The organism is Gordonia sp. Z-3 (assembly GCF_036233855.1).
Taxonomy (GTDB): Bacteria; Actinomycetota; Actinomycetes; order Mycobacteriales; family Mycobacteriaceae; genus Gordonia; species Gordonia tangerina.
Genome location: NZ_JAZARS010000019.1, coordinates 89,986 through 103,997, shown reverse-complemented (window position 1 = coordinate 103,997; position 14,012 = coordinate 89,986). Strand labels below are relative to the sequence as shown.

Here is a 14,012-nt window from a genome sequence, read left to right as displayed (position 1 = left end):
GTTGATCACGAAATGGTCGCAAATCGGCGATTCGAGTTGACAGACTTTGTGAAACACGTCACCCGGCGTCGGCGGGTGTGAATATCCAGCTCAGGGCGGCAAAACGACGGTTCGTGCGGCGGGAGATATTCCCGGTTTCAAGCGTTTTAATCGCCATTCACTTGGACAACACACAGGTATGTATATCAATCTGTTACCTGTCACGAGGCAGGCGACGGTCTGCCCAGCACGAGAAAGTCGAATAGCTATGCGGAACCACACCGCATGCGCAATCCGCGGACTCGTGTTGGCCATCGGGGCCATCACCGCCGCTGTCTGAGCGATCTGCGCCAGACAACCCGCTTCGCCCGGGTGTTGCGCCATGCGCGCGACGACTACGTCGTCCACATACAAGTCCACTCACAGCGCTGACCGAGCCGGGAGCCCACGCGTGCCCCGGATGTGCAGTGCTGCCGGCCGACATGCGGCCGCAACGATCAGGAACCACTTCACATGTCTGTTTTCACCACTTCGCTTCGTCGTGTCCGGGGCGTCTCCCGCGCCCGGACCAGCCACGTCGTGGGCGCCGCAACGCTGGCCATCGCCGCTGCGGTGACCGCAGGATCCATCGCTGTGGACGAGCCTGCCCGGGCGGAGCAGCCGATCACCCAGACCGCCCACACCATCGACCTGGGTGACAACGCCGAGACCCCGGCGAAGTCGTCGACCACGACCCCAGCTGTGGCGCCGGCACCCGCGCCGGTGCCGGCTCCGGCACCTGCGCCCAAGCCCGCACCCAAGCCCGTGTATCCGGACAACCTCGATGGCTGGATTCGTGAGTCGCTCGACATCATGCGGGCCAACAACATCCCCGGCAGCTACGACGGTATCTATCGCAACATCATGCGCGAGTCGACCGGAAACCCGCAGGCCATCAACCTCTATGACTCCAACGCCGCCGCAGGAATCCCGTCGAAGGGTTTGCTGCAGGTGATCGACCCGACCTTCGCCGCCTACCACGTCAAGGGAACGGCTTTCGACGTCTGGAACCCGGTCTCCAACATCGTCGCGGCCTGCAACTACGCGGCCCACCGCTACGGGTCGATGGACAACGTCAGCTCGGCGTACTGAGGTTTCGTCCGACGCGTTCGTCAGCTCAGGCCCACCAACCGCTCCGAGGTCTCCCACAACCCGTCGATGAGTTCCTGCTTGCGCGCCTGCGGGTTCTCTCGACCATTCGCCCGGTGACGGCTGAAGTACACGCCGTTGATCGTCGGGTCGGCACCCCGGTTGGCCAGGGCGATCAACGGTTCGGCGCCCTGCTCGGGAGTGATGGTCCCGACCTTCTTGAGCGGTGTGCGATAGAGCAGGCCGACAAAGAACGAATCGCGACCGAAGCTCGTCGCAGCAGGTCCGGGGTGTACTGCGGCAGAGACGATTCCGTCATCTCGCCAGCGATCGGCGATGCCGCGGGTGAAGAGGATGTTCTCCAGCTTTCCGGTTCCGTAGCAGCGTAACTCGAGTGCTCGGCGTCGGTCGAAGTCGAGGTCGTCGAGGTCCACCTGGCCGGCGAGATTGCCGATACTAGAGGTGTTGAGCACCAATCCACCGCCGTCGGCGGCGAGGGCATCGTGCAGCAGGTTGGTCAGCAGGAAGCTGCCGAGGTGGTTGATCTGGAAGTTCGGTTCGTGACCGTCGGCGGTCCGCTTCTTCGGATCGAAGGTTCCGCCCGCATTGTTGAGCAGCACGTCGATCGAGCCGACTCGGTCGCGGATCTCACCGGCGAGCCGGCGCACGTCGTCGAGCTTGGCGTAGTCCGCGGTCAACGCGGTGGCGCCGGCCTGCGCGGCGACCGCCTCGGTCTTGTCCGCCGAGCGACCCACGACGATGAGGTCCACACCCGGGCCTGCGAGTGCGCGCGCGGTTACTGCACCGATCCCATCGCTGGCCCCGGTGATCACGATGGTCCGCTGCTGTGGCACGAGTTCAGTCCTCCTGGTCGGTTTCCGACGATCCCCCGGCCGACAATACGGACCGGACGGTCACGGCCGAGGTGGTATTGCGGCTATCGGCCACAATCGATGGCGGCGCGGCGCTGGTCGGCGGACGACCGTCCGATCGCCTGGGATGACGATGATCAATCGGTCAGCACCACCAGTTCCCGCGTCGCGCGTGTCATCGCGACATAGCGATCCACCGCACCGGTGAGTCCGCTGCCGAACGCGTCCGGGTTCACCAGCACCACCAGATCGAACTCCAGGCCCTTGGCCTGCTGCGGGGACAGTGAGCGGATGCGGCCGGAGGCGGCGAAGTCGGGGGCGCCGATCACACAGGCGGTCCCTTCGTGGTGTGCCGCCGACCAGCGGGCCACAACCTCATCCAGCTCGGTCACCGGGCCGGTCACGACCGGAATGCCACTGACGCGGATCGATCTCGGTACGTTGGCATCCGGCAGCGCCGCACGGATCACCGGCGTCGCCTCGGCCATGATCTCCTCGGGCGTGCGATAGTTCACCGTCAATGTCGCCGACCGGACGTCACGAAACCCGACGCGAGCCAGCCGCTGCGACCACGACTCGGCAAACCCGGCGCGCGCCTGGGCGCGATCGCCGACGACCGTGAAGCTACGAGAAGGGCAACGCGCCAACAGCATCTGCCACTGCGCATCGGTGAGTTCCTGGGCTTCGTCGACGATGATGTGCGCATACGGGCCGGACAGCGGTACCGCCTCGGTGTCCGACGTGGCGTTGGCGTCGCCGAGGATGTCGCGCAGATCGACGCTCCGCAACATCGACATCAGTCCGTCGCCGTCGTCATAGGTGTTGGACGCCAACAACTCGTCGACCACCCGATCCATCCGTTGGTGGTCGGTGTGGCGGGCGGCGGCGGCGCGCCGCCGTCGCTGCGCAGCCATCGGGTCGCCGAGCCGTCGGCGCGCGGCGTCGAGCAGCGGCAGATCCGACTCCGTCCAAGCGGCCGCGTCGGATCGTTGCAGCACCGCGATCTCGGCGCGGCTCAGGTGCGGGGCGCACAGCCGGAGATAGGCAGGCACCGACCAGAGGTCGCCCACGAGATCGGTGTAGTCCAGCATCGGCCATGCGCGGTTCACCGCTGTGGTGAGTTCATCGTTGTCCGCCAAAGACTTCCGCAGTTGCTCGGCGGGCACGTCATCGTCGTGTTTGGCGATGGCGAGGTCCACCAGCGCTGCCCACACCTCGTCACGAGCCTCGTTGTGCGGTGTGCCCGACTCGGGTGCCCCGAATGCCTCGAGCCACTCGGCGCGGGTGATCTCGACGTCGGCCCAATCGGTTTCCACGGTCATCGAGTCGGTCGGCGGAGCCTCGTAGAAGCGTACGGCCGCTTCGATGGCATCGACCAGCGCCATCGAGGATTTCAACCGGGCGACAACGTGGTCGCTCTCGGGCACCGCTGTCGCGCCTTCGGGCAGCAGGTCACGCAGGGTCACCGTGTGCACGCCCTCTTCGCCCAGGCTCGGCAGGACATCGGCGACGTAACCCAGATACGGCTCGTGGGGGCCGACCACCAAGACGCCGCCCCGATTGCCGGCCAGTCGCGGATCGGCGTAGAGCAAGTATGCGGCACGATGCAGCGCGACGACGGTTTTGCCGGTGCCGGGACCGCCGTCCACCACCAGTGCGCCGCGTGAGTCCGCGCGCACGATGGCGTCCTGGTCGGCGGCGATCGTGCTCAGCACGTCACGCATGCGGGGTGATCGGTTCGCCTCGAGGCCGGCGATGAAGGCGGAGTCGGCGTCGAGGACCAGCGACGGGTCGGTGGCGGCGTCGGGGCGCAGCGCCTCGTCCCAGAAGTCGACGATGCGGCCGCGCCCCCATCGGTACCGGCGGCGGCTGACCAACCCCATCGGCCGGGCCGGGGTCGCTGAGAAGAAGGGTGCGGCCGCCGGTGTGCGCCAGTCGATGAGGAGTTGCCGTCCCGATCGGTCGGTGAGGCCGATCCGGCCGATGTAGTGGATCTCGGTGGTGCCGTCCGGTTCGGCTACGACGATTCGGCCGAGGCAGAGATCGAGCCGGAAGCGGTGCAGGGTGCGCAGGCGGCCGGTCAACTCGTGGATCTCCAGGTCACGTTCGACCGCCTGTTTTCCCCGTCGTCCGGCAGTCCTGCGCACGGCGTCGAGTCGATCGGACAGGTCGGTGATGAGTGCGTCGAGGCTCACCGACATGGTCGCGAAATGGCGCTCGTCGTCGGCGATGACCTCCAGGGTGGACTTTGTCGGATCGGCGGTGTGGAAGATGGCGACGTCACGGGTCTCGGGGTTGCGTGGTGGCATTCGGGCGGCTCCGAAGGTATGACCGGCGTGGTCAGGTGTTGGTGGAGTTGCGGTTTCGGCACAGGACCGCAACGTCGGGAACGGGTCGGCGTGGGGTTGACACCTCCGCGACGTCGGGCAGGGCGGGGCGGAGACGACCATTGTGCAGGTCGACCCGGGTCTTGCGGCAAGACCCGGGTCGCGCGGTATCGTGAAAGGGGCAGGGGAATCCGGCGATCGGGCCCGAAGCGTGAGCGGTCTTCACGAGGCGGGGTCGTGCGGCCGGTCGGCCGGGGCCGCGGTGGTTTACAGGGGCGAGGACGCCCACCAACCCGGAATCGGTGTCATCGGTGGTTGTGGCGATGTCGCCTGCGCGGGGAGATGCGTCGGTACTTCGGCCGGAGTGCCCGCCGCACATGCCCTTTCATCGGCGGTGGTGTGGGGATATATCGCGGCGAAGTCGTAGCGCGTGACATGCCAGTCGCCGAAGACGTCGCCATGCGGTGTCCGAGCCGTCCCGCGGATGTTGCTCGGTGGGACCACACCGCCCCGCCGGAAGTCGATCTCGACCGGCCGGGGCGCATCCAGCCGTCCCGACCACTCGTCGTCGGCGACCTGAACTGACCGATACCCATAGCGGCACAGAACGATCCGAGTCCAGTCGGCGTCGTCGACACGCCGCAGACCCGTGAAGAACGCGCTCCCGACACCGGGATGCGTAGCCGAGGTCTCCGCCGGATACACCTCGATCATCTGGGCGATGTTGGAGGGCGCGGCCTCCTCGAACCCGCGATATCCCCACTGCACCGATCGTCCGGCGTTGGCGAGTTCGAAGGATTCGACGAACGCCCGGACGAATGTGCCCTCCTGCCCGGAGACGTCGAAGACCCCGTTCGGCAACCATCGGAAGGTGACGTCGAAGCCGCTGGGGATGTCCTCGGATGGCATGGGTACGGCCCGCGGTGCCGGGTCGTCGGGGGTGTTGCCGCATCCGCCGAGCGTGAGCGCGGTGACGGCGGCGGCGAGCAGCGCGAGTACGCGATGGCGACGATGTGTTCGCATCGGCGGTCCATCCCTTCGGGCGGCCCCCCACTCGGCTTGACTGCAGGATAGGCGCCCGACCGGTGCGGATTGCGTGGCCTGCGGCATCGGATCGGCCTAGAAAAGGCAACGAAATCGACACGACGGTCAGGTGACCCTCACCTGGCTTGCAGTCGACGACGCGGTGTGTCCGGCCGACGTTCGGCGGCCACGCGGGCGAGCACCTCGCGGAAGGCGACCACGGCGGGATGACCGCCGCGCCCGGCGCGCACCGACGTGTACAGGATGCGCTCGGGATTGCCGGTCAGCGCAGCGAGTTGCGCGCCGGCCAGATGCTCGGCCGCGATCAGCGCGGGCACGAAGGCCACCGCATGACCGGTGCGGACCATCTGGGCGTGCAGCAGCGGGTCGGGGCCCTCCATCCGGACCCGCGGCTCGAATCCAGCTCCGCGGCACATCGCCCGCGCCCAGTCGCCGCTCGCGGTGCCCGGTGGGTCCAGCGCCCACGGCGCGTCGGCGAGGTCGGCGATCCGATCCGGTTGTTGGGCCCATGCGCCGTGTGAGGGCACCGCGAGGAACAGCGGGTCACGGACGAGGTCGGCGCGATCGGTTCCGGCGCGGACGGGGTCGGGCAGATCGGGGTATTCCTCGCCGAGGATCAGGTCGAAGTCGTGGGCCAGCAGGCCGCTGAAGGCTTCGTCGACAGCACGCTGGGTGATCTCGACCTGCAGTGATGGATACCGCAGGTTCAGCAGCGTCAGTGCGGGCGGTGCGATCTCCAGCAGCACCGTCTGGAATGACGCCACCCGCAGTGTGCCGCTGACCTCGGGTTGGGTGGCGGCCAACTCGGCCTCGGCCAGCTCGAGCTGTGCCAGCACGAGCTCGGTGTGGCCGACAAGTGTCACCGCGTCGTCGGTCAGCCGGACTCGCCGCCCGACGTGTTCGAGCAGCGGCACGCCCACTTCGCGTTCGAGGAGCGAGAGCTGCTGGGAGATGGCCGACGGACTGTAGGAGAGTGCGTCGGCGACCTGCGCCAGCGTGCCACGCAGGTGCAGTTCACGCAGGATGCGCAGGCGCGTCACATTGAGCATCGCCATATCTTAAGTAGAAGTGACTGGTTATCGGTGAAAACATTCACTGGACTGATCGTATAGCCCAGGGTGATGCTGGCGTCATGAAAGCCATGACGACGCCCCGGAACGCAGTGCTGCGCCGTGCCGACCAGACCGGTCCGGCTGTGCTGATGATTCTCGGTTCGTGTGTCTCGCTGCAGTTCGGTGCAGCCCTGGCCGTGCAGATGTTCGATGGTGTCGGACCGCTAGGCGCCACCACTCTGCGGCTGACGATCGCCGCCGCCATTCTGCTCGTCGTGATCCGCCCGGACGTTCGGCGTTGGACGCGGAGGCAGTGGATCGCGGTGGTGGCTTTCGGTGCCGCGATCGGGGCGATGAACGGGGCCTTCTACTCGGCTATCGACCGCCTTCCGCTGGGGGTGGCGGTGTCGATAGAGTTCACCGGCCCGCTGATCCTCGCCGCGGTGCTGTCCCGCAGTCGGACCGACCTCGCGTGGGTGTCCCTGGCGGTGGCCGGCATGGCGCTGCTCGGTATCGAGAGCATCACCGGCGCCGAGAGCCTCGATCCGGTGGGTGTGGCGTTCGCGCTGTTGGCGGGATCGTTCTGGGCCGGCTACATCCTGACCAGTGCGCGCGCCGGGCGGTTGGTGCCGGGCCACGACGGTCTGGCGGTTGCGTTGGTGGTGTCCGCAGTCGTGGTGATGCCGCTGGGTGGGGCCGGGGCGAGCGCAGCATTCGAGGACCTCCACCTACTCGCGCTGGCCGCGGTCGTGGCGCTGCTGGCATCGGTGATCCCGTACTCGCTCGAGTTCGCTGCCGTGCGCCGCCTGCCAAAGCATGTGTTCGGCGTGCTGTTGAGTCTCGAGCCGATCGTCGCCGCCATCGCGGGATGGTTACTGCTCGACCAATCGCTCGGGCCGGTGCGCCTCGCCGCGATCATGCTGGTGATCCTCGCGAGCATCGGCACCACGGTGACGGCCTCGCGGATGCGGCGCCGACAAACGGACTCGCCGGCGGAGCTCAGTCGTCGGCCTGCAGCATCGCGGCACGGAGGCTGACGAGCGGCGAAACCATCGCGTAGGCCGAACAGCTCGGGCGATCTTCATACTCGCCCGTCGGCAGTGGGTCCTCCTTTGGGGCGAGCGGCGGTGCGTCGTCAGCCACCTGTGCGCGTTCGGCGCGGACGGAGCGCGGTGGCTGATCGATGCGGCGCGTCATCACGAGACCATCAAATTGTCTTCTCGCGGTGATTTTTACCCAAGAATGCGTAACTCCTGTGACTCCTGTTCACCAAAGTCTACTGAATAGTCCATATTTCACTGCCTCTCTATCCAAAGCCTCTGTCCCAGAGCAATTCTCACGCTCAGCTCCTTGACATCAAACATTCTTTCGATTACCTTGGAATCATGAGAACTTCGGGGGATCTCACATCCATTACTGATTCACTGCGTGAGCTGCGCTTCGACGACGACTTGTCCGGTCGGGCAGCGTTCGATGCGATGACCGCTCTGGTCACGTTGCGTAGTCTGATCGACCATCACGCCGCGACGGTGGTCGGCCACCTGGACCGACTCGGCGTGGCCCGCGATCATGGCCGCAAACTCAGTGAACTGTTGATCGTGATGGGCCTGGCCCCGGCGGTCGCCTCCCGCCTGATCCGTATCGCCACCGCACGTGCGCAGCTCCCCACTCTGGCCGCGCATGCCGCCGATGGGGCGATCTCCGCCGAACACGTCGACGCGGTGGGTAAAGGTGTCGATCATGTCGGGAAAAGATCGGCGGAACCGATCGACGATGTGGCGCGTCTAAACATCGTGACCGAACTTCTCGCCCACTTCTTTTCCGGCGCCACGCCCGCCGACATCGGTAAACGCGCGCGTCGTCTGGGCAACCAGGCCGCCGCCGACACCGGTGGGCTACCCGCATCCGAGGACCGCAACCTCAATACACTCACCCACGATGTCGACGGTGACGGACGCCTACAGGTGCGTGCCGACCTCAACACCGAAGTCGGCGAAAAGTTCTCGGCCGCGATGGAAGAGTTGGCGGCACCGCGCCCCGAACCCGACGGCTCACCGGATGCGCGTTCCACCGAGCGCCGGCATGCCGACGCCCTCGAAGCGTTGCTGGATATCGCTGCCCGCAGTGGTGATGCGGCGTCGGCACCACGTCACCAGTTATTGGTGTCGGTGCCCGCTGATACTCCCGATTTGGCCGAACTGCCGTTCCTGGGGTCGATCACTGAAGCCATGTTGCGCACGTTGACCTGTGACACCACTGCGACGGTCGCGATTGTCGATGGTGAGGCGGTGCCGATGGAGATGAGTAAAGACAAACGCCTGTTCCCAGCCCATCTCCGTAAAGCGTTGCACAAGCGCGATGAGTGTTGCATCAAATGCGGCGTGGCGGCCTCCCGCTGCCAGGGCCACCATATTGTCCATTGGGCTGATGGTGGAATCACGGTGTTGGACAACGGATGTCTGCTGTGCCCGTCGTGTCATGCCGACATCCACCACAACGGGTGGGAAGTGATCATGGGTCACGACCGACATCCCTGGCTCATCCCACCCGTCGCTGTCGACCCGACACGTCGGCCGATACCGGCCTACAACCGGCGCACGATGAACCTCGACAACCTACCCGCCGCCGCCTGAGTCACGCTGACCGGCGAGTAGGTCACGCAGCCAAGTCTTCCCACGCACCCGACCCCGGTCGGGACCGCAACCGTCCCTTGAGAACTCTATAGCGTGATTGCGCGATGGCGCCCCAGGCGTCGCGTACCCGACGGCGACTGCAGCGTTCGGCTGCGACGGTGCGCGGTATGCGACCCTGCGGCGCCGCGTACTCGGTGAAAGCCGAGTGGAGTCGAACTGTGCATCCCCTTCGGCATCCGCGACGCGGCCGAGGAGACTACAGTCCGAGAGGTGGGCTCGAATCCTGGTTCCGCCGCAGCCGAGTACACGTCGATCGGGGTGGAGACCTTCGAAGGGGTCACCACCATATCGATGTGCCGGCCCGAGGTGCGCAATGCTGTCGACCGACCTATGGCAGCTGAACTCGCGTCGGCGTTTCGAGCGTTCGATTCCGATCCCGAGGCCGATGTCGCCGTGCTGTGGGGAAGTGGTGGACACTTCTGCGCCGGGGCGGATCTGAAGGCCGTCGGAACCGGACGGATCAACGAGGTGGCACCGACCGGAGACGGGCCGATGGGGCCGACGCGCCTGGTGATGTCGAAGCCGGTGATCGCGGCAGTCGAAGGCTACGCAGTCGCCGGCGGCCTGGAATTGGCGATCTGGTGCGACCTGCGGGTCGCTGCATCGGACGCGACGTTCGGCGTGTTCTGCCGACGATGGGGCGTCCCACTGATCGACGGCGGCACGGTCCGGCTGCCTCGGCTCATCGGCTCCAGTCGCGCGATGGACATGATCCTCACTGGTCGACCGGTCGACGGTTTCGAGGCGGAGCGATTCGGCTTGGTCAACCGCCTGGTCGAACCGGGGATGAGTCTGACGGAAGCGCGGCAGTTGGCGCAGCAGATCAGGCAGTTCCCGCAGACGTGCATGCGCAACGACCGCCGATCCGTGCAGGAACAAGCGGGGTGCCGTGAAGCGGATGCGATGGCGTTCGAAATCGCGGTAGGCATCGAGTCGCTGAATTCCGACGGGCACACCGGTGCTGCCCGGTTCGCGGGTGGAGCCGGACGGCACGGCGACTTCTCGGACCTCTGAGAACGCAAAGGCACACCGGCTAGGCTGCGGGCATGTCCAGCCTGTTCGTCCGCACGCTGCAGACCCATCAGTGGATCTACGAGCACTCCGGTGGGCTGCTCGGTCATCGGCTACTGATGGGCAACCCGACCTTGCTGCTCCGCCATATCGGCAGCCGCACCGGTAGGTCGCGCACCTCGGCCCTCACCTACGCAGTCGACGGGGAAAGATATCTGGTCGTCGCGTCCAACGGCGGCTCGCCGAGGCCGCCCGCATGGCTTGGCAACATCACGGCCAACCCGGCGTGTGAGATCCAGGTCGGGCGCCGCCGGCTGGCCGTCACTGCCCGGCCGACCTTCCCCGGTGACCCCGACTACGCGCGGCGATTCGATCTCGTCGACAGCGTGAACAAGGGGCGATACCGCGCCTACCAGCAGAAGACGTCACGGCCACTCGCGATCGTCGAACTCACGCCGGACACGGCGTGATCACGGGTTCCGAAATCGGACATGGGTACCCGGGAGGCCGCGTACGGTGGACATGCTTGCAGCAGCGTCGAGCAGTCCGTCCGCCGAACATCGGAGGTTGGCCGTGATCATTCTCGGCATCATCTTGCTCATCCTGGGATTCATCTTCAGCATCCCGATTCTCTGGACGATCGGCATCATTCTGGTCGTCGTCGGAGCGATTCTGGCGGTTCTCGGGGCAACCGGACGCGCGGTCGGCGGTCGGAAACACTTCTACTGAGAGGTCTCCTCGACGAGGCGCCACGAGATCTGGCCGTCCGATCCATCCGATTCGCGTGTGGTGACGAAGAATGGAGCGTATGCGGCAGCGGCTGCATCACCGCCCAGCGAACGGAGGACGGCCGATGACGAATGATCTGGTGGTACTCGTCGACGCCGAGCGCAGGCCCCGCGGCACGGCGCCGCGGGGCAGCGTGCACGGCCACGACACCCCACTTCATCTCGCGTTCTCCTGCCATGTCGTCGATGACGTCGGGCGGATCCTGATGACGCGCCGAGCGTTGGGCAAACGCACCTGGCCCGGGGTATGGACCAACTCGTTCTGCGGACATCCGCGACCCGGCGAGCCCGTCGAAGACGCCGTGCGGCGCTATGCGCCGCGAGAACTGGGTTTCGAGGTCGCCGACCTGCACTGCGTCCTGCCGGACTTTAGCTACCGCGCCGTTGACGCGAGCGGGATGGTGGAGAACGAGATGTGTCCGGTCTATCGGGCACGACCCTGCGGTTCACCAATCCCGAACCCGGACGAGGTGATGGATGTGGTCTGGGCACCGATCGAGGACGTCTGGGCGTCGGCGCTCCGAACACCGTGGGTGTTCAGTCCTTGGTTCGTCGACCAGGTTCACGCACTCGGCTCGGATCCCTACCGCGGGATCGGTGTGTGATCGCGATGACATCGACCTCTGGCCGCGACACCGAGGCGTTGCCCTACCACCACTACGATGAGGTCGCCGAACAGACGGCTGCGTTGGTGATCCGCTCCTACTCATCGTCATTCGGACTGGCTTCCCGACTTCTCACCGCACCGGTCCGTCGCGACGTCCACAACATCTACGCCCTGGTGCGGGTCGCCGACGAGATCGTCGATGCGCCGCGCCCCGGGCAGACGGTCGACCAGCGTCGCGCCGAACTGGATGCGCTGGAGAAGCAGACGCACGCGGCGATGGCGACCGGCACGAGCACCAATCTCGTGGTGCACGCCTTCGCCCGCACCGCTCGGCGTACCGGAATCGACGAGTCGCTCACCGCACCGTTCTTCGCCTCTATGCGGATGGATCTGGAGTGGTCGAGCCACGACGCCGAGAGCCTGGCCACCTACATCTACGGGTCCGCTGAGGTTGTCGGACTGATGTGCGTACATGCCTTCCTCGCCGACGAACCGCACCGGAAGGCGCGGTACGACCAGCTCGCGCCGGGTGCACGTCGGCTCGGCGCGGCATTTCAGAAAATCAACTTCCTGCGCGACATCGGCGCCGACAGCGCCGAGTTGGGGCGCCGATACCTGGTGGGTCTGGACCCCGAACGTCCGTCCGCAGACACATGGCATCGCTGGCTGGACGACATCGACGACGACCTGGCCTGCGCCCAGCAAGCGATTCCGTTGCTGCCCAGTGGAACCCGCGTGGCGGTGTGCACGGCGCACGACCTGTTCGCCGAGCTGGCGAGACGACTCCGGGCCACCCCGCCGCAGGACGCGTGCCGTCACCGGGTCCGCGTGCCGGGCCCGGCGAAGGCGCGGATCGCCGCAGCGGCAGCCTTTCGCCGCGGAGCGCCGCGGCGCGCCACAACGGCGGTGAACGCATGACGGCCACCGCTCGCCGGATCGTCGTGATCGGCGGCGGAATCGCCGGGCTGGCGAGTGCCGCGTTGCTGGCCGCGGATGGCCACGAGGTCGACCTCGTCGAGAAGAACGATCGCCCCGGGGGTCGTGCCGGATCATGGGAACGCAACGGATTCCGGTTCGACACCGGACCCTCATGGTGGCTCATGCCGGAGGTGTTCGATCACTTCTTCGAACTACTCGGCACCTCCACCGACGAACAGATCGATCTGCTGCGGTTGGAACCCGGCTACCGGGTGTTCTTCGAGGGCGTTGCCGACAGCGTCGACGTCGCCGGCGACGAGGCCCGCAACCGAGAGCTGTTCGAGTCGCTCGAACCGGGGGCCGGCGCGGCCTTCGACGACTATCTCGCCTCCGCGCGCAGTGCCTATGACATCGCAGTGCAACGCTTTCTCTACACCAACTTCGACTCCGTGGACGCTTTCGCGGGCCGTCGGGTGCTGGCGAATGCCCGGCAGTTGGTGGGCCTGCTGACCGCGAAGCTGGATGCGCATATCGCCTCCCGGTTCCGGGACAACCGCATTCGCCAGATCCTCGGCTACCCTGCGGTGTTCCTGGGGGCATCCCCGGATCGGGCGCCCGCGATGTATCACCTGATGAGCTGGCTCGACCTCGCCGACGGCGTCCGCTACCCCGACGGCGGTTTCGTGCGGCTACCCGAGGTGCTCGAGAAACTGGCCGTCGAGAACGGCGTGCGGATACACACCGGAACCGCTGCCACCGCCATCCTCACCGAGCCGCGGCAGCCGACAAGACGATGGAGTTCACGCCGCGACCGGGTGAGCGGGGTGCGCACCCGCGACAGTACCGGCGTCGAATGCGACCTACCCGCCGACCTCGTCATCGGCGCCGCTGATCTCCACCACATCGAGACCACGATGTTGCCGCCGCACCAACAGACCTTCCCGCAGAAATGGTGGGACAAAGCGACATCGGGCCCCGGCGCGGTACTGGTCTTCCTCGGGGTACGGGGCCGACTGCCCGAACTGGCCCATCACTCGCTGTTCTTCACCAGCGACTGGGGCAGCAACTTCGACGCGATCTTCGAGTCGCCCACCCGGGTACCCGACCCCGCCTCGCTGTATGTGTGCCGGCCGTCGGCGTCGGACGACTCGGTGGCCCCCGACGGCGACGAGAATCTCTTCCTCCTGGTGCCGATACCGGCCGATCCGTTACTCGGCTCCGGTGGCGTCGACGGAGCGGGTGCCCCGGTCATCGAACAGATCGCGGATCGGGCGATCGAACTGGTCGCCGACTGGGCGTCGATCCCCGACCTCGCCGAGCGGATCGTGGTACGCCGGACGATGGGGCCCGGTGACTTCGTCGCCGACCTCAACTCGTGGTCGGGTGGCGCGCTCGGACCGGCACACACGTTGCGGCAGAGCGCTTTTCTGCGCGCAGGAAACACGTCGCGCAAGGTGGAGGGACTCTACTACGCAGGCTCGAGCACCACCCCCGGCATCGGTCTGCCGATGTGTCTGATCAGCGCCGAGTTGGTACTCAAACGGGTTCGCGGCGACCGCTCGGTGGGGCCGCTACCAACCCGGTGAACCGACG

At 66.6% G+C, this 14,012-nt stretch carries 13 protein-coding genes; 9 read left to right on the top strand and 4 right to left on the bottom strand.

Going from position 1 to position 14,012, the window contains the following annotated elements; translation table 11 throughout:
• Positions 1 to 492 precede the first annotated feature (492 nt).
• A complete protein-coding gene (locus VX037_RS20125; protein ID WP_235726049.1) occupies positions 493 to 1,110 on the top strand; it encodes a transglycosylase SLT domain-containing protein in 618 nt (205 codons plus the stop codon).
• 20 nt (positions 1,111 to 1,130) lie between these two features.
• Here VX037_RS20125 and VX037_RS20120 read toward each other — a convergent pair whose 3' ends face one another.
• From VX037_RS20120 to VX037_RS20105, 4 genes are all read right to left on the bottom strand, one after another.
• Positions 1,131 to 1,961: an SDR family NAD(P)-dependent oxidoreductase gene (locus VX037_RS20120; protein WP_266063564.1), complete on the bottom strand. Its 831-nt coding sequence runs from the start codon at positions 1,959 to 1,961 to the stop codon at positions 1,131 to 1,133.
• A gap of 155 nt (positions 1,962 to 2,116) precedes the next feature.
• On the bottom strand, positions 2,117 to 4,288 hold the full coding sequence (helR, locus tag VX037_RS20115) for an RNA polymerase recycling motor ATPase HelR (protein ID WP_328715582.1): 2,172 nt from the start codon (positions 4,286 to 4,288) through the stop codon (positions 2,117 to 2,119).
• Positions 4,289 to 4,573: 285 nt separating this feature from the next.
• Positions 4,574 to 5,329, bottom strand: coding sequence for a hypothetical protein (locus tag VX037_RS20110; protein WP_235726052.1), 756 nt, complete (start codon positions 5,327 to 5,329; stop codon positions 4,574 to 4,576).
• A 137-nt stretch (positions 5,330 to 5,466) separates the two neighbouring features.
• Positions 5,467 to 6,399: a LysR family transcriptional regulator gene (locus tag VX037_RS20105; RefSeq protein WP_235726053.1), complete on the bottom strand. Its 933-nt coding sequence runs from the start codon at positions 6,397 to 6,399 to the stop codon at positions 5,467 to 5,469.
• Positions 6,400 to 6,491: 92 nt separating this feature from the next.
• Between VX037_RS20105 and VX037_RS20100 the strand changes: the two genes are divergently transcribed.
• The 8 genes from VX037_RS20100 to crtI all read left to right on the top strand — a co-directional run bounded on the left by VX037_RS20100 (position 6,492) and on the right by crtI (position 14,005).
• Positions 6,492 to 7,439: an EamA family transporter gene (locus VX037_RS20100; protein ID WP_287014725.1), complete on the top strand. Its 948-nt coding sequence runs from the start codon at positions 6,492 to 6,494 to the stop codon at positions 7,437 to 7,439.
• 348 nt (positions 7,440 to 7,787) lie between these two features.
• Positions 7,788 to 9,035 (top strand): HNH endonuclease, encoded by a 1,248-nt coding sequence (locus VX037_RS20095; protein WP_328715580.1) that lies wholly within the window; start codon positions 7,788 to 7,790, stop codon positions 9,033 to 9,035.
• Between the two features lie 351 nt (positions 9,036 to 9,386).
• Positions 9,387 to 10,109, top strand: a complete 723-nt coding sequence (locus VX037_RS20090) for a crotonase/enoyl-CoA hydratase family protein (protein WP_372512466.1) — start codon at positions 9,387 to 9,389, stop codon at positions 10,107 to 10,109.
• A gap of 32 nt (positions 10,110 to 10,141) precedes the next feature.
• Positions 10,142 to 10,576 carry a nitroreductase family deazaflavin-dependent oxidoreductase gene (locus tag VX037_RS20085; RefSeq protein ID WP_266063559.1) on the top strand — a complete coding sequence of 145 codons (435 nt, stop codon included), beginning with the start codon at positions 10,142 to 10,144 and terminating at the stop codon, positions 10,574 to 10,576.
• A gap of 103 nt (positions 10,577 to 10,679) precedes the next feature.
• On the top strand, positions 10,680 to 10,835 hold the full coding sequence (locus VX037_RS20080) for a DUF6131 family protein (RefSeq protein ID WP_266063580.1): 156 nt from the start codon (positions 10,680 to 10,682) through the stop codon (positions 10,833 to 10,835).
• 124 nt (positions 10,836 to 10,959) lie between these two features.
• Positions 10,960 to 11,499 carry an isopentenyl-diphosphate Delta-isomerase gene (gene idi / locus VX037_RS20075; RefSeq protein ID WP_266063558.1) on the top strand — a complete coding sequence of 180 codons (540 nt, stop codon included), beginning with the start codon at positions 10,960 to 10,962 and terminating at the stop codon, positions 11,497 to 11,499.
• Between the two features lie 5 nt (positions 11,500 to 11,504).
• Complete coding sequence (locus VX037_RS20070) at positions 11,505 to 12,419, top strand: phytoene/squalene synthase family protein (protein ID WP_266063557.1); 915 nt, start codon at positions 11,505 to 11,507, stop codon at positions 12,417 to 12,419.
• Positions 12,416 to 14,005 (top strand): phytoene desaturase family protein, encoded by a 1,590-nt coding sequence (crtI, locus tag VX037_RS20065; protein WP_328715579.1) that lies wholly within the window; start codon positions 12,416 to 12,418, stop codon positions 14,003 to 14,005. The genes VX037_RS20070 and crtI overlap by 4 nt, the downstream gene beginning before the upstream one ends.
• Positions 14,006 to 14,012: the final 7 nt, after the last annotated feature.